The sequence below is a fragment of the Secundilactobacillus angelensis genome, from assembly GCF_012641075.1.
Taxonomy (GTDB): domain Bacteria; phylum Bacillota; class Bacilli; order Lactobacillales; family Lactobacillaceae; genus Secundilactobacillus; species Secundilactobacillus angelensis.
In genome coordinates, this window is the sequence record NZ_JAAXLJ010000026.1 from 1 (window position 1) to 14,497 (window position 14,497).

Below are 14,497 nucleotides of genomic sequence, written 5' to 3' on the forward strand. Positions count from 1 at the left end.
AGTCGGTATCTTAAACTGGATGGTCGAGGGAGCGCTGAAGTGGCAACGAGAAGGATTGATTCCTCCACAGATCGTGCAGCAGGCTAGCAAGGATTATCGGAATGAAATGGACGTAACTTCTGAATTCATTGAAGAATGCTGCACGACTGGCGAACATGAGATGGGGAGAGCGAGCCAGATTTACCAGCGTTATAAGCAGTGGGCTAACGACAACTCACAGTATTTAATGAATTCAACTAAGTTTGGTAAAGAGATGGGTCAGAAATTCGAAAAGAAACATGATATGCAAGGAACCTATTATGTTGGGTTATCTTTAAACGAATTTCATCAACCGTTCGAAATAATTGCCAAACACCCCAAATAATATGACGGGTCTGACGGGTTATGACGGGTATGTTCAAACCCGTCAACCCCTTGGGGCAGTAGTTATATGACTACTATGACGGGTTTTTCTTATAAATAACATATCAGTAAAAATAAAAGTAAATATATAAAAAAGAGTTGGAAAGTGCCGTCATACCCGTCATACCCATCATATCCGTTGAGAGAGTAAGACTACGGAGCATGACGAGTTGAAATTGGGTCGTCATACCCGTCATATAAACGAGGTGTAACTATCGAAAGTGAACATTCTATTCAGTCAAATATCATGATGGCATTGTCAAAAGCCGATTGTACCGTGTTTCGAAGCAATGCCGGAAAGGTACGCACGGATGACGGACGCAACATTGTATTATTCCCACGAGGTACCCCAGATTTGCTGGGGTTTCGCCATTCAGATGGCAAGATGTTCTTTGTAGAAGTAAAAAACCAGATAGGTCGGTTGAGGCCAGATCAAATACGTTTTGCAAAGTTTATCCGTCAATATCCAGTATTGTATGGTGTCGCACGTTCCGTTGACGATGCCCTAGAAATAGTAGGTGAGTATCGTGATTAGAATCTATGCGCTTTATCGCGGTGATCACTTTATTGATGTGGGCACGAAGGATGAATTATCACAACGATTACATTTAAAACCTGCCACGTTGATGTTTAAAGCATCACCAGCATATCGGCAGCGGACAACTTACGAAAAATCCACGCGACTATATCTCATATCGAAGGAGGCGACTCAATAATGGTTTCCCATGAATTACTAAAAGAGATTCAGAAAGTTGAAAGTAAGTATAAATCGGTCATCAATGCACCTGACAATGTGATGGAACCAATTTTAGAAATTGCCAGCAGTTTGCATGATCAAAATCGTTCAGCACTAGGTAAAAATGCTAGTCAGCGATCTAGTGCCATTACTGAAGCTCTAAGACGAATTGACACCAGTACCATGACGGCAGATGAAATAACCAATTATTTAAATACCGATATTGATGTCACCAATGACGGTGCACTGGCAATGGATAAGCACAGTGTTTACAGTCTGCTGAACTATCACAAGATTTCATACAAGCATAAAGGCAAAGGTGAGTACACAAAGCTAACTTAAAAAAGCGGGGGTGAAAGATGAAAACGAGTGAATTTATCCATCAGGCAAGCAAAATAGGATTTAGGGCAGGCGTTAATGAAATGGGTTATGTCTGTGTATTATCCAAAGATAGTGACGACCCTAATTGGTTTATATGTATTGGGAAAGGTGCAACTGGTGATTTGAGCATTGATAGTATTTATCTCGAAAATCAAGGCGAAGATTTTGCTAAAGTGATGAAGTTAGCTATTGATTATGCATTTACACCGCTTGCTGAGCGTGAGGACGAACCGAAATTCAGAGTGAAAATATTTCCAGAATCAGAAATCACTTCGGCTTCCTTTCTGAATAAAGATGGTAGTTTAAACAACGGGACGCCAGACGATTCAGTGTTTACGTGCAATGAATATTTTTGCTTTATAGCCGAACATCCTCGATTGGCACCGTTCCTACATGATTATGACCCAGACAATACCGATGTGTTTGTACCTGTGGAGGAAGACGAATGAGATATAAGTATGTTCAGAAGAAAAGCACAGATAGTTTGCCTGGCACACTGCTCGTTTGGAAACCAAATACCGATGAACACTGGATCTATACGAACGACCCGGAAAAAATAAATAAAGCAGGTAATAAGATTTGCTTTACATCAGATGAGTGGAATCAATTGAATGAACCATATTTTCAGTTTAATTTAAATAATTCTCATTTTGTGGAGGTAGACGAATGACTGAAACTAAAGCACAGCGGGAATGCCCGTACTGCCAAGGACATGCTGATTTAATTCATTCGGAGGATATGCAAACGTATATCGCGTTTGAAGAATACGTTTATCTTTACACAGAAAATGATGAAGGCTGTCAATCCCGGGAAATTCACTATTGCCCGGTATGCGGTCGAAAGCTGGAGGTAAGACTATGAATGAAGCTGAAGAACAGCCAAATTGTCCTTATTGCCACTATCACCACGGGATTCGGATGCTTATTCGGGGTGAACACCAATGTGTCTCGATAATGCCACGGACACACTACAAATTAGGCACGACCAACTTTGTTAGCAACGAGACGGATATGGTAAGCATCCATTATTGTCCTATGTGTGGCAGAAAGTTAGGTGATAACTCGTGATTAAATCAGTAATTAATTCTCTAGGTTGTACCGCAGGCTGTGGTATTTGGCTGGTGATTCTGTGTTTGATGATATTCGTGATAGTTAAAGCCGTTATGATCGTATTCGGATGGGTGTTTTAAGACAAAATAAAAAGCAGGTCATTACGACCTGCCGTGGTATTAATACTGAGTGTAAACATCTGCTGGATGAAATTTAAACTTACTTGGAACGGCCCCGACACCAAGAGTTAAATGCTTGCCCTTTTTATAAAAGCCAAGGTCTTTAGTTAAGTCAAAGTCATGGAATCCCTTTTTAGGAGTTAGCTTTCCTTCAACCAAATAATATTTGCCAATCTTTTTGTACTTGGTATGTGACCAAGTAAGCTTCACATCAGCATGCTCGCCATTTTTATAATACGTGTCGAAAGTATATACCTTATTTTTGGTTATCTTCCATCCTTGATAGTAGCCCGAAAAATCACCATGCAGAATTTCTTGATAATTCCCTCTTAGTGCTTTAGGTGTTCCCTTATGCCACGATGAAGCACTTGCAGTTGTTGATGTAGCACCAACCCCTGCAATTAAACCAGCGCTAAGCGCCAATGAAACCAGAATAGATTTTTTCATATTGTTACCCCCTGACTTTTTAAATATACCGCTAATTTATGTATTAGTTAATACCAAATTGAAAGGAGAAACTAATGACTTTAGTTAAACCAGATTATTATGCCAGCAATGGTGAAGACTTGTTTGACCGTTTTGAGAAGGGCTTGTTACCGGATCCAAATCAAGTCCGTGGATTTTATAAAGGAAACGTAATTAAATACTTAACTCGTTATCAAGACAAGAATGGAATTGAAGATCTTGAAAAGGCTGAAACATACTTGGACCGGTTAATAGTTTTCGAACAAAAAAGCACTCCGTAGAGTGCTGTCTGATTACCTATGAAATTTAGCCCAATGTGTCTGTTCATTAACAAACACATGGTTATGGGAATATTTAAATTCCGGTGTATCTGCATTTAAAGCGGGAATATAGTTCCTACCATATTTATAAACATGGCTGAAATGGTAGCCTTTGCCAAATTTATGACCGGTTTTTCCCCATGTCATGGAGTGCTTAGTTAATTTTACTTTTTCTTTGCCATGATACCAAGTATGACAAAAATATGATGGGAAACCGCCAATCGTTTTAGCGTGTGCGGTGGTTGCAGTTAATCCGGCACCACCAGTTAAACCTATTCCAATAGCAAGTGTAGCAACAATAGACTTTTTCATGTTATTTCCTCCCCTGATAAATTTATATTACTATATTTAATTTATTAGTGAAAGAGGATATTTAATTTTAAAACTGGAGGCCATAATGACAACTGATCAGATTAAGTTTAAGAATTATTTCGTCAAAGTTTTTATGCAGCATGATGACGATATCATCCGTGCGTTAGGGTGGATGGAAAAGCATTTTAACTATATGCCGTATGATGTTAAAGCGTCTTATCAGCATTTATCGTCATTACAGAAAAATGCTGTGATCAAAGAAATTTGTATGTTAGGGGTGTCGAGTAGTGGAAAAAGCACTATTTAATTACATCGCAAAACTGATCAGTGATTATCCTAAGACTGACAACTATATCCACACTCGTGAAGAAGAACTAATGAACAAATTTCAGGAGTTTCGTGACGATAACGTTGGTGGTGGTCGATTGCTTAATGGCAAAGACACTGGCACAGAAGATATGGCAATCACGTTAGCAACAGATAGACGGTTAACAAATATTGAACGTCATGCTGATGCTGTGGAGGAATGTTTGAGCAACGCAGACGATACGACTTATCAGATTATCAAAGAGCTGTATCTCAAACAGAACCGTGAAGTAACCGTTTATGGTGTGGCACAGCTTGTCTCACTATCTGAACGAGCAGTGAAATATCGGCGGATGAAGTTCTTTGAAGCAGTTGCAGAAAAATTAGGATTGTAAAGTTTGCCCAAAGTTTGCCCGTTTGCCCCTAAAATTAGTGCTAAATTAGTAGTATAGAGTTTGCTAGTGATAACAGGCTTAGACTTTTTCTTATTAGAGAAACTTCCTCTGAAACGAATGGAACCCTAGCAGGGATGCTGGGGCTTTGTTATACATACGTGCCATCCATTGATATGGGTGGCTTTTTAAATACTTTTAATTAGGAGGCGTGGTGATATGTAATGAAATTAACCGTAAAACAGCGAAAGTTCGCTGATGAATATATTAAGTCTGGAAACAAATATGAATCAGCAGTTAAAGCTGGTTATTCAGAATCGTATGCACGTTCCCATGCTGAAAAATTATCGGAAAATGTCGGTGTAAAAAATTATGTTGATGAACGGATGGCTGAAATTGCTTCTAGCAAGATTGCTAAGTCTGATGAAGTGTTGAAGTATTACACCAGCGTTCTGCGTGGTGAAGCAGTTGAAACAGTCGTTGTGACAACTAGTGACAGTGTACATACCGTTAAGAAGCCACCTGATTTAAAAACTCGGATAGCTGCTGGTAAGGAACTGATGAAACGTTATCCCGACTCTAACAAGCTGGTTGATGCTCAGGTACGTAAACTTGAAGCTGAGGCTGATATTGCTGAAGCTAAAGCAAATGATGTCAAGAATGCCCAGAACGGTGAAGACAGTACGTTAATCGTGGATGATTTAGGAGATGTTGATGATGACGACTAAGACAATTATTAAAACCTCTCAGATCATCAATCCGCATTTTAAATATCTGTGGACGACTAAACGTCCGTACATTATTGCTAAAGGCGGTCGTGGCAGTTTTAAATCATCAACCATTAGCTTAAAGCTCGTCATGATGATGAAACGCCATATTCAACATGGTCATAAAGCTAACGTTGTCTGTGTACGTGAGAATACGGTTAACCTACGTGATTCAGTTTACAGTCAGATTCGCTGGGCAATCGATATGTTAAATATGTCAGATGACTTTATTTACTCTGTCTCTCCCATGCGGATAACGGACAGACGAACCGGCAGTTCATTTTACTTTTATGGTGGTGATAAACCAGAGAAGCTGAAATCAAACACGATTCAAAATGTTATAGCTCTCTGGTTTGAGGAGGCGGCTAATTTTAAATCAGCTGAAGTATTTGACCAGACGATTCCAACGTTCATCCGTCAAAAGTCACCTTGGGTTGACCAGGTAAAAGTTTATTACAGTTATAACCCACCTCGTAACCCGTATGCCTGGATCAATGAATGGATTGCTCAATGTGAGCAAGATGATGCTTACTTCATCGATACATCAACCTATTTGGATGATCAGTTAGGAATCACCACTGAACAGCAACTTAAACTGATTGAAACCTATAAGCAGAATGATTCTGATTACTATCGTTGGCTGTATCTTGGTGAAGTCATTGGCTTAGGTACGAATGTCTATAATATGAACCTGTTTCATCCGTTGCAGCAATTGCTTGATGATGATCCAATCCAACGAATTGCATTTGCTGTCGATGCTGGGCATATCAATTCAGCAACCACTTGTCTCTGTGTGGGTGTGACTAGCAAAGGCAAAACGATTCTGCTTAATACTTATTACTACTCACCGGAACATCAAACTCGAAAGAAAGCACCAAGTGATTTAGTACCTGAGATTGAAGCGTTTGAGAAACGGATGCATGAACAATATCCAGTACGGGTTTTAAAACGCACGATTGATTCAGCTGAAGGTGCATTGCGAAACGAGTTTGTTAAAGAATACAACGAGTATTGGCATGGCGTTGCTAAGTCGGATGAAGCAACAATGATTGATTATGTATCATCATTGTTAGCACAAGGGCGGGTGTATTACTTGGATATTCCAACTAACAAGATATTTGTTGAGCAACATCAACAGTATCAATGGGACGAAAAAACGGTTCACAGTGATGAACCAAAAGTCGTTAAGGAAAATGACCATACGGTTGATGCGTTTAAGTATTTCGCAATCGATAACGCTCGTGAACTGGGATTGAAACAAGGCAAAGCTATTCCAAAAGCTAAGCCAGCATATATCCATTAATTAAAAAGGAGGTAACTTAATGGCATATAAAGTTGATGCAACATTAATTGATAATATAGATGATCCACCAGTTGAACTGCTCAGTTATCTAATTGATTTAAAACAAAATGAACAGGAACGTTTGAAGAAGTTACATGATTATTATATTGGCAAGCAAGCCATATTTGATCGGGTCATTGATAATCCACACAGTAAGAACACTAAAGTCATGGTCAATCACGCTAAGTACATCACCGATATGATGACCGGCATGATTACCGGTAATCCAATTAACTATGTCTCACAAGATGACCAGAATATTGAACCAATCGTTCAGACGTTAAGCAAAATGGATATCATGGCACATGATACTGAGCTGGAACGTGATTTATCTTGTTATGGTGTGGCCTATGAAATGCTCTATCTCTCACCGATTGATGATGCACACACGCAAGAGAAGATTGCTTTGCTTGACCCACGTTATACGTTTGTAGTCACGGATGATAGTGAAGACGCAAATGAACTGTTCGGTGTTTATATTCTGCCAAAGTTTAAACTTGATGGTTCTCAGAATGGTGCAATGATTTCAGTTTATACACCGCACAAAATCGTGCAGTATCGGACTGTATCGGGTTTTAGTCCATTGGCTGGCAACATTCAGGCTGGTTATCCTAAATCGATTGCCCATTACTGGGGCACTGAACCAATCACTGAGTTTAAGAATAACGAGCAAATGCAAGGTGACTTTGAACAACAGATTAGTTCGATTGATGCTTATAATTCATTACAATCTGACCGTATCAGCGACAAGGATGCGTTTGTGGATGCAATTCTATTAGCATACGGAACCAGCATTGATGGTGATGTTGAAAAAGGGCAGATGATTGACAACCTGCCACCTAAAGACGAAGGCACTTCAATTGAATGGCTGACTAAAACACTTGATGAAAATCAGACGCAAACACTCTCTGAGTCAATTGCTAACGATATTCATGAAATGTCTAACGTGCCAAACATGAATGATCAGAACTTTGCTGGCAATGTATCTGGTGAAGCCATGAAGTACAAACTGTTTGGCTTACTTAATCTGATTGCTGGCAAGGAACAACTGCTCATTAAGGGTTTGCACCGCAGATTGCAGCTATTACAGAATGATTTAAACCTCAAAGCTCAATCTGTGGATGCATCAATCATTAAGGTTCAGATCTCGCCAAACATTCCAGTTAATATGACGGATGTTGTCAACAACATCAAGACGGCTGATGGTGTTATTCCACGGCTTATCAGTTATGGCTGGTTACCTGATGGCTACGATCCACAGAAGATGGTTGAGATGATGCAACAGCAATCCAAAGACAATATTGCTAATCAGCAGGAAGCTATGGGCAACTTAGAATCCACAGCATCCGTTAATGATGATCAGGGAGGTTATCGTAATGATTCAAGTCAAAGTGAACCAGCTGACGATACCAAACAAGATAACAATTAATGGGCATGCAGAGTCTGGACCATACGGACAGGATATTGTCTGTGCTGCAGTTTCTGTTCTGTATTCTCAACTTGAGCAATATTTAAGCGATGCTGATGTAGCTGATGATGGAAAACAAGTGCATATCAATGTCCGAACGTTAGACGAGGGCGACAAACGTTTATTAACTGCCTTTACTGGCACTGTTGAACAATTATCAATGCAATATCCTAAGAACGTTACTTTAACGAGCGGTGATTAAATGGCTGATAAGAACAAACTGAATTACTGGGAACGCAGAGCAGTTTGGTTAGAACAGCAACAGCATGATAAAGGCGATAAGCACGTTGATGTGTTGATCAAAGCCTTTATTCAAGCTCAACAGTATTTAATTGGTGAATCCAATCATATGTATCAGCGGTATTTAACTAAGTCAGGTTTAACTGAAGCTGAAGTTAACGAAATATTGAATACCAATATCTCACCAGAACAGTTGGTTGCCTTACAGCAAATGGCTAAATCAGTTACAGATCCAGTTGCTAAACAACAAGTTAAAATCTATCTTGATGGACTGGCGGTTAAGCACCGTATTACTAAGACAGAATTGCTGCGTGCGAAGTCCTATGTGGTTGCTAAGCAGTTAGCTGATGTTCAGCTAAAAGAGTCAGAGCCGTACTATATTGACGTTATGCAGGACGCTTATAACCATGCTTCTGCTGAAGCAATCATTGGTCAAACACAAAAAGACTTTAATGTTTATCAAGACAACACAGTGCCTGAGATAAATAAAGAGCATCAGTCAATTAACTTTGTTAATCAAGCTGGCAAGACAGTTCATACTGTGGACGTTGTGCCAGATAAACCCATTAAAAGCTTTAAAGAAATGGGTGTTCAATATGCCAAGCACGCTCTCACTGAACCGTGGGCAGGAATGAATTACTCACAGCGTATCTGGAAAAACACAGATGAACTATCCAAGCGATTGCAATCACTGTTCACAGGTAAGCAAATGAGCGGTATGAGTGAGCATGATATGGCGCAAGCACTCATGAAAGAGTTTGCTACTAGTGCATATCAAGCAAGGCGGTTAATACGGACTGAGTCAGCATACATGAGCAATCAAGCACGGCTGAAGGCATGGCAAGACCATGATGTAGATGAATACTCATTGGTTGCTGTGCTGGACTTTCGGACTTCACAGTTTTGTCGTCATATTGATGGCAAAGTATTTCCAGTTAAAGACGCTAAAGTAGCTGGATTCAATGGCACATATCCACCGTTTCATCCGTACTGTCGGACAGTTGCTGTTGCTCACATGACTAATTCTAAAACTGGTGGTTATCGAACTGCTCGTGATCCAATCACTGATAAAACAATGCGTATTCCAGCAGATACAACATACCAGCAATGGGAAGCGATGCTGATTAAGAAACATGGGCAAGCACGGGTAACTGCTGCCGAAAAGAAAGTGTGAGCGAATGTTAGGTTATGAAATTGTATTAGGGCTGATAGCGGTTATCTCGCTGTTGGCTCTTTTTGATGACACATTGTTAGCTGACCGGCAGAAATATCAACAGTTTGGAGCGGTTTGTATCGCTTCAGTCGTTTGTTGGACGCTGGTCATGTTATTTCAATTGTATTTAACGCATATGTAAGTTTTGACCTGAGTAAGTCATTAAACTGCTCAAATTAAATAAAGCGTGTGTGGGTTCAAACTACCGCTACATAAAAAGCAAAGCACTGTTCGTGGGTCAATTTAATTGATGTTCGTGGGGTGCTTTTCTTTTGCGGTCTATGAGCGTATATGGGCTAGGAGGTTTAACCATGAAATTACTGAAACTTTACTCACTCGATTTACAACGGTTTGCTGATGGTGATGATGGAGATTCTGGTGATACCACTGCAGCTACGGCATCAGAAACAACAGAAACGGATGCAACAGAAACTACAGACGGTAACACTGAAAATCCTGATGCAATCACCTTTAAAGACCAATCGGAGCTTGATAGCTGGTACGATAAGAAGTTCTCTAAGTCAGCTTCCAAGCTTAAAGAGACGTGGACTCAGGAACAAAACCAACAAAAAGCCTATGAAGACATGTCACCAGCTGAGAAGCGTGAGTTTGACGACAACAAGCACGAAAAAGAGTTAGCTGCTCGTGAACAGAAGTTAGTCATCGGTGAAAACCGTGCTAACATCTCCGAAAAGTTAGCCAATGACGGCTTGCCAGTTAGCTTAGTTAAAGCTTTTGAACCAGCTTTATCTAATTCCGAGAGTCTTGATGATGTTTATAAAGCCATCACTGAGTCATATCGCTCAGCAGTGCAAACTGGTGTGGATAAGAAGTTAGCAAGTTCAGCAAATGTTCCTGGCACAGCTGGCAGCCAAGTTAAATCTTCTTTAGGTAAACAGCTGGCTACGGAACGCAACAACGAAAATAAGCCTGCAGATAATAATATCTGGGCTACTAAATAGGAGGTACGAATATGTCGTATGTAGGGAAACAAGTTAATGCTACTGAAACTAACTTCTTAGCTAGTTCTAAGTTCGTTAGCTTTCAACAACTCGTAGACAACACTAATGCAGCAGTTGTCACGGATGAATTAGGACACAAAGTCATTCCAGCCGGTACAATTTTGCCAGCTAATGATGCAACTGCTAAAGGTGTTACCACGGATGAAGTAGATGTTACTGATGGTGCAGCTTTAGTTGGTTTGATTGTGGATGGTTGGTTATATGCTAAACGTTTGCCAGTCGCACCTAGCGCTGATGCAATCAAAGTAATGACTGCGATTCACTTTAAGGATGCCAATGCAGCTTCTGCAACTACTAGCACACCAGCTTCAACTGCTACTGCTCCAACATCTGGTGCAGCTAATACTGGTGCAGGTAGCACATCTGGATCTGGTTCAGCTAGTGCATCTGGCTCAAGCAAATAAAGGGAGGATTTAACATATGCCACAAATTAATTTACAACGGTTTGCCACCATTGACGAACTGTTCAGTCAAAAAGACGTGCTGGATTATGTTCGTAATCGGACTTATCCAACACTTTTAGGCGATACATTATTCGCACCTCGCCGTGTGGAAACTTTGGATTTAGACCAAGTATATGCTGGTAACCGTACGCCAGTGATTGCTAACGTTGCTGCCTTTAACAGTGAAGCCCAAATCGGTTCACGTGAAGCTGGCAAGCTTAGCCTGTCACTCGCTCTTATCAAGCGTAAAATGCAGATCAACGAAAAAGACCTGTATGCTTTACGCAATCCACGAAGCACCGCTGAAGCAGATTATCTGCAAAATCGTGTTTATGCTGATATCGATAACTTGGTACAGAGTGTATTAGCTCGGGTAGAAAAGCTTTCAATGGATGCTTTAGCCACTGGTAAGATTACCGTTGTTGATGATGATTCACAACAATCAGCAGTCTTCGATTACCAAGTTCCCGAAGCTCACCAAGCTGATTTAACTGGCAAGGCTGGCACGACTTGGGATAGCGATTCAGCAGATCCAATCAAGGATATTACTGATTGGGCTGATTCAATGGACGTAACACCAACTCGTGTATTGACTTCACGAAAGATTTACCGTTTCATCACTCGCAATGCCAAGGTATTGCAAGATGTATACGGCACTTCAACTCGTGCTTTGGGTCAAGCAGACTTTGACGCATTCATGGAAGCACAAGGCTTGCCAGTTATCCGTACTTACGATGCCAAGTACCGTGCTCAAAATGCTGATGGTACTTATACTTCTGCCCGTTACTTCCCAGAAGATGCCTTTGTTATGATGCCAGACGATAACCCTGGTGAAAAATTGTTTGGACCAACACCAGAAGAAATCGGCTTAGCTGATGACGCTAGTGTTAACAAACAAGCTATTGGTAACGTATTTGCTACGATTTACACCGAAAGCAAAGATCCAGTTGGCACATGGGAAAAGGCTTCAGCTGTTGCATTGCCATCATTCCCTGGTGCAAACGAAGTATTCCAAGCTAAGCCAATCAAACTCGCTTAGAGGTGATATAAATGGCTGACAATGACACACTAAACAGTCTTTATCAGCGGTTAGATGTTAAAGCTGGTTCTGCCGATGCTCAGCTGGTCAGTGATTTGTATGATGATGCGGTTGCTAATGTCTTAGACTTTACTAGACGGGATGAAATGATTGGCAGTATGAACATCTATGCTAAGCAATTAGCTGTGGTAGCCTATAACCGATTAGACACTGAAGGTGAAGCTCAACGAGATGAAGGCAATATCGATAGATACTTTGTTGCTGGTATTCCAATGGAAATTCAGCAACCATTGAAACGTTATCGATTGGCTACTCCAAGGGGGCTTTCATCATGAGATTAGCGCATCAATCTCTTTCGACAATCTATGCTAAACGAATGATTAAGTCTAAAGATGATGAAGGTAACGTTATAAAAGGCTGGGGTGATCCCATCCCTCTATCTGTGGATGTGCAACCGGCTGGCGGTTCTGTTAATGCTGCTATTTATGGTAAAGATTTGAATTATATTAAGTCCATCATGTATCAGGGTGATGAGATCAAAGAGGGTCGTGATGAAGATGCGGGCCTCTTTTTGTTTGCTCCCACAGATGGTGAACCCGATTATAAGATCAATTCCATCAGCACATATGCTAGTCACACCATCATCATTGCTGAGAAGGTGAGAAACGATGGCTGATATCGTCATTAAAGGTGCTGACCAACTGATGCATAAACTAGAAGTTATGCCTAAGTCGCTTAACAACGCTTTATGGGATGCCAACTTTGATATTGTGCAGATTGCGGATGAAGAAGCAGTCAGAGAGCTGCAATCCTCAGTTAAGCATGGCTCTGGTGAGTTATCTAGCTCACTGAAATATGAAGTGATGGAAGATACTGATGGTCATGTGATTGGCCGTCTGTGGTCAGATGATTCAGTTGCCACTTATCGTGAGTTAGGGACTGGTTTAGTTGGTCAAGAGTCTGTCAAGAACTTACCGGATGATGTTCACCCCGTTTACACTCAGCATCCTTGGTTTATACCAGCTGAGAAAGTTGATACTGACTTGCATGCGATATATGGCATGCCAGAGATTAAGATCAATGGCAAAAAGTATTATCGCACAAATGGTCAACCAGCACGGCAGTTCTTAGTACCAGCGATTGAAGATGCTGGCGAACAAGGACCAAAGATTATCAAGGAACACATAGTAAAGGAGTTGGGAAAACTTGGTGGCGATATATAACTTAAGTCGTGACGTTAACAGCATTCTTAATTCTGTAGCGGAATTAAAAGATGTTGAGCCGAACTATCCTGATGAGATTACTGTGTTTCCAATGGCGGTCTATTCAACAGTTCGCAAGACATTCAATCGTAACGCTGATAACGAAGAAACTGATACGTCATGGACAGTCACCATTGACGTATTTAAGCAACAGGGCAGTTTAACAACAATCGTAGATGAGATTACTGCTAAGTTTGCCAACATTGGTTTTGTTGCTACAGTGCAACAGGCCAATCAAACTGGATTCAATCGTTCAATCATCACACTTACGGGTGTGATCGATAACACATCAAGACGTGTCTATCAGGCACAATAGGAGGAAATTAAATGCTATATTCAGATATTTTAAATCTGCAACGTTTCGCAGATCCAACTGATCCAGAAGACGTAGATTCAACGCATGGTTTGATTGCTACTGGAACTAAATTGGAAATGGCTGAACCAGGTTCGACTGATTACACAGCCGTTGCTGATGTTAAGACTATTCCAGCTTTAGGTGGTGCTCCACAGGAAGTTGATGTTACCACTTTAGGCGACACTCAAACTAAGCAACTAGAAGGTATTGAAGCTGCTACTTCTGCTGCCTTTTCAGTTCAATACAAAGGTCCGTCATGGAACTCTGTTCACGCTAAGTCTGGTGACCGGAAGCAATACAACTGGCGGGTTACTTATCCAGATGGTATGACTTCAACCTTTACTGGTTCATTCACCATTCAATTTGGTGATGTTGCTGTTAACGGTGCATTGACTTACACCTTGACTGTTACCATCTCTGATGGTCCTAACTTTGCTGACTCACCAACTACTGGTGCTGCAGCGAGTAGTAGCTCCAACTAACACTCCAGTGACTAACGTTACCTTAGATCAAGCCACTGCCTCTGTGGAGGTTGGCAAAACCGTTAAGTTAACTGCTACAGTCACACCAAATAACGCCACTGATGCCACACCGGTATTCACTTCCAGTGATGACACAGTAGCAACCGTTGCTAGTGATGGTACTGTTACTGGTGTTGCAGCCGGTTCAGCTACGATTACCGTAACTGCTGGTGGCAAGACTGCTACTTCTGCAGTCACTGTAACTGCTGCAGCATCAGCAGAATAAAACATTTAAGTCGCCTATGAAATCCACAGTATCGAGAGAGGCGGCTTTTTATTATGG

At 40.9% G+C, this 14,497-nt stretch carries 26 protein-coding genes; 24 read left to right on the forward strand and 2 right to left on the reverse strand.

The features are described from left to right. From HC026_RS10990 to HC026_RS11020, 7 genes are all read left to right on the forward strand, one after another. Window positions 1-364: primase-like DNA-binding domain-containing protein (locus HC026_RS10990; RefSeq protein ID WP_269814121.1), on the forward strand; the 364-nt coding region annotated here is incomplete at its 5' end. Window positions 365-616: 252 nt separating this feature from the next. Beyond that, the gene (locus tag HC026_RS10995; RefSeq protein WP_240891096.1) at window positions 617-937 is read left to right on the forward strand and encodes a VRR-NUC domain-containing protein; all 321 of its coding nucleotides are present in this window, start codon (window positions 617-619) and stop codon (window positions 935-937) included. Beyond that, window positions 930-1,118, forward strand: a complete 189-nt coding sequence (locus HC026_RS11000) for a hypothetical protein (RefSeq protein ID WP_240891094.1) — start codon at window positions 930-932, stop codon at window positions 1,116-1,118. Before HC026_RS10995 ends, HC026_RS11000 begins: the two co-directional genes overlap by 8 nt. Then, the gene (locus HC026_RS11005) at window positions 1,118-1,480 is read left to right on the forward strand and encodes a hypothetical protein (protein ID WP_168925980.1); all 363 of its coding nucleotides are present in this window, start codon (window positions 1,118-1,120) and stop codon (window positions 1,478-1,480) included. Before HC026_RS11000 ends, HC026_RS11005 begins: the two co-directional genes overlap by 1 nt. Before the next feature lie 17 nt (window positions 1,481-1,497). Beyond that, window positions 1,498-1,968: a hypothetical protein gene (locus HC026_RS11010; protein ID WP_168925981.1), complete on the forward strand. Its 471-nt coding sequence runs from the start codon at window positions 1,498-1,500 to the stop codon at window positions 1,966-1,968. Beyond that, window positions 1,965-2,189: a hypothetical protein gene (locus tag HC026_RS11015; protein WP_168925982.1), complete on the forward strand. Its 225-nt coding sequence runs from the start codon at window positions 1,965-1,967 to the stop codon at window positions 2,187-2,189. Before HC026_RS11010 ends, HC026_RS11015 begins: the two co-directional genes overlap by 4 nt. Further along, window positions 2,186-2,380 (forward strand): hypothetical protein, encoded by a 195-nt coding sequence (locus HC026_RS11020; protein ID WP_168925983.1) that lies wholly within the window; start codon window positions 2,186-2,188, stop codon window positions 2,378-2,380. The genes HC026_RS11015 and HC026_RS11020 overlap by 4 nt, the downstream gene beginning before the upstream one ends. 367 nt (window positions 2,381-2,747) lie before the next feature. On the opposite strand, the gene HC026_RS11025 is transcribed toward HC026_RS11020, so the two are convergent. Further along, entirely contained in the window at window positions 2,748-3,194 is a 447-nt protein-coding gene (locus tag HC026_RS11025; RefSeq protein ID WP_168925984.1) for a hypothetical protein, read from the reverse strand. Between the two features lie 74 nt (window positions 3,195-3,268). Here HC026_RS11025 and HC026_RS11030 point away from each other — a divergent pair, with 74 nt between their 5' ends. Then, on the forward strand, window positions 3,269-3,493 hold the full coding sequence (locus HC026_RS11030; protein WP_168925985.1) for a DUF3310 domain-containing protein: 225 nt from the start codon (window positions 3,269-3,271) through the stop codon (window positions 3,491-3,493). 12 nt (window positions 3,494-3,505) lie between these two features. On the opposite strand, the gene HC026_RS11035 is transcribed toward HC026_RS11030, so the two are convergent. Further along, on the reverse strand, window positions 3,506-3,844 hold the full coding sequence (locus HC026_RS11035) for a hypothetical protein (RefSeq protein ID WP_168925986.1): 339 nt from the start codon (window positions 3,842-3,844) through the stop codon (window positions 3,506-3,508). Window positions 3,845-3,929: 85 nt separating this feature from the next. Here HC026_RS11035 and HC026_RS11040 point away from each other — a divergent pair, with 85 nt between their 5' ends. From HC026_RS11040 to HC026_RS11115, 16 genes are all read left to right on the forward strand, one after another. Further along, window positions 3,930-4,151, forward strand: coding sequence for a hypothetical protein (locus HC026_RS11040; RefSeq protein WP_168925987.1), 222 nt, complete (start codon window positions 3,930-3,932; stop codon window positions 4,149-4,151). Then, window positions 4,132-4,545 (forward strand): transcriptional regulator, encoded by a 414-nt coding sequence (locus HC026_RS11045; RefSeq protein WP_168925988.1) that lies wholly within the window; start codon window positions 4,132-4,134, stop codon window positions 4,543-4,545. Before HC026_RS11040 ends, HC026_RS11045 begins: the two co-directional genes overlap by 20 nt. Window positions 4,546-4,766: 221 nt before the next feature. Beyond that, a complete protein-coding gene (locus tag HC026_RS11050) occupies window positions 4,767-5,270 on the forward strand; it encodes a terminase small subunit (protein WP_168925989.1) in 504 nt (167 codons plus the stop codon). After that, window positions 5,260-6,612, forward strand: coding sequence for a PBSX family phage terminase large subunit (locus HC026_RS11055; RefSeq protein WP_211089484.1), 1,353 nt, complete (start codon window positions 5,260-5,262; stop codon window positions 6,610-6,612). Before HC026_RS11050 ends, HC026_RS11055 begins: the two co-directional genes overlap by 11 nt. Before the next feature lie 19 nt (window positions 6,613-6,631). Further along, window positions 6,632-8,080: a phage portal protein gene (locus HC026_RS11060; RefSeq protein WP_168925990.1), complete on the forward strand. Its 1,449-nt coding sequence runs from the start codon at window positions 6,632-6,634 to the stop codon at window positions 8,078-8,080. Beyond that, window positions 8,028-8,321, forward strand: coding sequence for a ribosomal-processing cysteine protease Prp (locus HC026_RS11065; protein WP_168925991.1), 294 nt, complete (start codon window positions 8,028-8,030; stop codon window positions 8,319-8,321). Before HC026_RS11060 ends, HC026_RS11065 begins: the two co-directional genes overlap by 53 nt. Beyond that, on the forward strand, window positions 8,322-9,533 hold the full coding sequence (locus HC026_RS11070; protein WP_168925992.1) for a minor capsid protein: 1,212 nt from the start codon (window positions 8,322-8,324) through the stop codon (window positions 9,531-9,533). 350 nt (window positions 9,534-9,883) lie between these two features. Further along, a complete protein-coding gene (locus HC026_RS11075; protein WP_168925993.1) occupies window positions 9,884-10,534 on the forward strand; it encodes a capsid assembly scaffolding protein Gp46 family protein in 651 nt (216 codons plus the stop codon). Window positions 10,535-10,545: 11 nt separating this feature from the next. Then, on the forward strand, window positions 10,546-10,998 hold the full coding sequence (locus HC026_RS13105) for a hypothetical protein (RefSeq protein ID WP_408641002.1): 453 nt from the start codon (window positions 10,546-10,548) through the stop codon (window positions 10,996-10,998). A gap of 16 nt (window positions 10,999-11,014) precedes the next feature. Next, window positions 11,015-12,076 (forward strand): major capsid protein, encoded by a 1,062-nt coding sequence (locus HC026_RS11085; protein ID WP_168925994.1) that lies wholly within the window; start codon window positions 11,015-11,017, stop codon window positions 12,074-12,076. 11 nt (window positions 12,077-12,087) lie between these two features. After that, a complete protein-coding gene (locus HC026_RS11090; RefSeq protein WP_168925995.1) occupies window positions 12,088-12,411 on the forward strand; it encodes a head-tail connector protein in 324 nt (107 codons plus the stop codon). Then, window positions 12,408-12,752 carry a hypothetical protein gene (locus tag HC026_RS11095; protein WP_168925996.1) on the forward strand — a complete coding sequence of 115 codons (345 nt, stop codon included), beginning with the start codon at window positions 12,408-12,410 and terminating at the stop codon, window positions 12,750-12,752. The genes HC026_RS11090 and HC026_RS11095 overlap by 4 nt, the downstream gene beginning before the upstream one ends. Next, window positions 12,745-13,299, forward strand: coding sequence for an HK97 gp10 family phage protein (locus HC026_RS11100; protein WP_168925997.1), 555 nt, complete (start codon window positions 12,745-12,747; stop codon window positions 13,297-13,299). Before HC026_RS11095 ends, HC026_RS11100 begins: the two co-directional genes overlap by 8 nt. Then, window positions 13,286-13,654, forward strand: coding sequence for a hypothetical protein (locus HC026_RS11105; RefSeq protein WP_168925998.1), 369 nt, complete (start codon window positions 13,286-13,288; stop codon window positions 13,652-13,654). The genes HC026_RS11100 and HC026_RS11105 overlap by 14 nt, the downstream gene beginning before the upstream one ends. A gap of 11 nt (window positions 13,655-13,665) precedes the next feature. Then, complete coding sequence (locus tag HC026_RS11110; protein ID WP_168925999.1) at window positions 13,666-14,175, forward strand: phage tail tube protein; 510 nt, start codon at window positions 13,666-13,668, stop codon at window positions 14,173-14,175. Beyond that, window positions 14,126-14,440 carry an Ig-like domain-containing protein gene (locus tag HC026_RS11115; protein WP_168926000.1) on the forward strand — a complete coding sequence of 105 codons (315 nt, stop codon included), beginning with the start codon at window positions 14,126-14,128 and terminating at the stop codon, window positions 14,438-14,440. Before HC026_RS11110 ends, HC026_RS11115 begins: the two co-directional genes overlap by 50 nt. The last annotated feature ends 57 nt before the right edge of the window (window positions 14,441-14,497 follow it).

Excerpts from the sequence above, each read along its gene's own strand:
- HC026_RS11005 (WP_168925980.1), top strand. The coding sequence starts at position 1,118 with ATGGTTTCCCATGAATTACTAAAAGAGATTCAGAAAGTTGAAAGTAAG.
- HC026_RS11010 (WP_168925981.1), top strand. The coding sequence starts at position 1,498 with ATGAAAACGAGTGAATTTATCCATCAGGCAAGCAAAATAGGATTTAGG.
- HC026_RS11015 (WP_168925982.1), top strand. The coding sequence starts at position 1,965 with ATGAGATATAAGTATGTTCAGAAGAAAAGCACAGATAGTTTGCCTGGC.
- HC026_RS11020 (WP_168925983.1), top strand. The coding sequence starts at position 2,186 with ATGACTGAAACTAAAGCACAGCGGGAATGCCCGTACTGCCAAGGACAT.
- HC026_RS11025 (WP_168925984.1), bottom strand. The coding sequence starts at position 3,194 with ATGAAAAAATCTATTCTGGTTTCATTGGCGCTTAGCGCTGGTTTAATT.
- HC026_RS11030 (WP_168925985.1), top strand. The coding sequence starts at position 3,269 with ATGACTTTAGTTAAACCAGATTATTATGCCAGCAATGGTGAAGACTTG.
- HC026_RS11035 (WP_168925986.1), bottom strand. The coding sequence starts at position 3,844 with ATGAAAAAGTCTATTGTTGCTACACTTGCTATTGGAATAGGTTTAACT.
- HC026_RS11040 (WP_168925987.1), top strand. The coding sequence starts at position 3,930 with ATGACAACTGATCAGATTAAGTTTAAGAATTATTTCGTCAAAGTTTTT.
- HC026_RS11050 (WP_168925989.1), top strand. The coding sequence starts at position 4,767 with ATGAAATTAACCGTAAAACAGCGAAAGTTCGCTGATGAATATATTAAG.
- HC026_RS11055 (WP_211089484.1), top strand. The coding sequence starts at position 5,260 with ATGACGACTAAGACAATTATTAAAACCTCTCAGATCATCAATCCGCAT.
- HC026_RS11060 (WP_168925990.1), top strand. The coding sequence starts at position 6,632 with ATGGCATATAAAGTTGATGCAACATTAATTGATAATATAGATGATCCA.
- HC026_RS11065 (WP_168925991.1), top strand. The coding sequence starts at position 8,028 with ATGATTCAAGTCAAAGTGAACCAGCTGACGATACCAAACAAGATAACA.
- HC026_RS11070 (WP_168925992.1), top strand. The coding sequence starts at position 8,322 with ATGGCTGATAAGAACAAACTGAATTACTGGGAACGCAGAGCAGTTTGG.
- HC026_RS11075 (WP_168925993.1), top strand. The coding sequence starts at position 9,884 with ATGAAATTACTGAAACTTTACTCACTCGATTTACAACGGTTTGCTGAT.
- HC026_RS13105 (WP_408641002.1), top strand. The coding sequence starts at position 10,546 with ATGTCGTATGTAGGGAAACAAGTTAATGCTACTGAAACTAACTTCTTA.
- HC026_RS11085 (WP_168925994.1), top strand. The coding sequence starts at position 11,015 with ATGCCACAAATTAATTTACAACGGTTTGCCACCATTGACGAACTGTTC.
- HC026_RS11090 (WP_168925995.1), top strand. The coding sequence starts at position 12,088 with ATGGCTGACAATGACACACTAAACAGTCTTTATCAGCGGTTAGATGTT.
- HC026_RS11095 (WP_168925996.1), top strand. The coding sequence starts at position 12,408 with ATGAGATTAGCGCATCAATCTCTTTCGACAATCTATGCTAAACGAATG.
- HC026_RS11100 (WP_168925997.1), top strand. The coding sequence starts at position 12,745 with ATGGCTGATATCGTCATTAAAGGTGCTGACCAACTGATGCATAAACTA.
- HC026_RS11110 (WP_168925999.1), top strand. The coding sequence starts at position 13,666 with ATGCTATATTCAGATATTTTAAATCTGCAACGTTTCGCAGATCCAACT.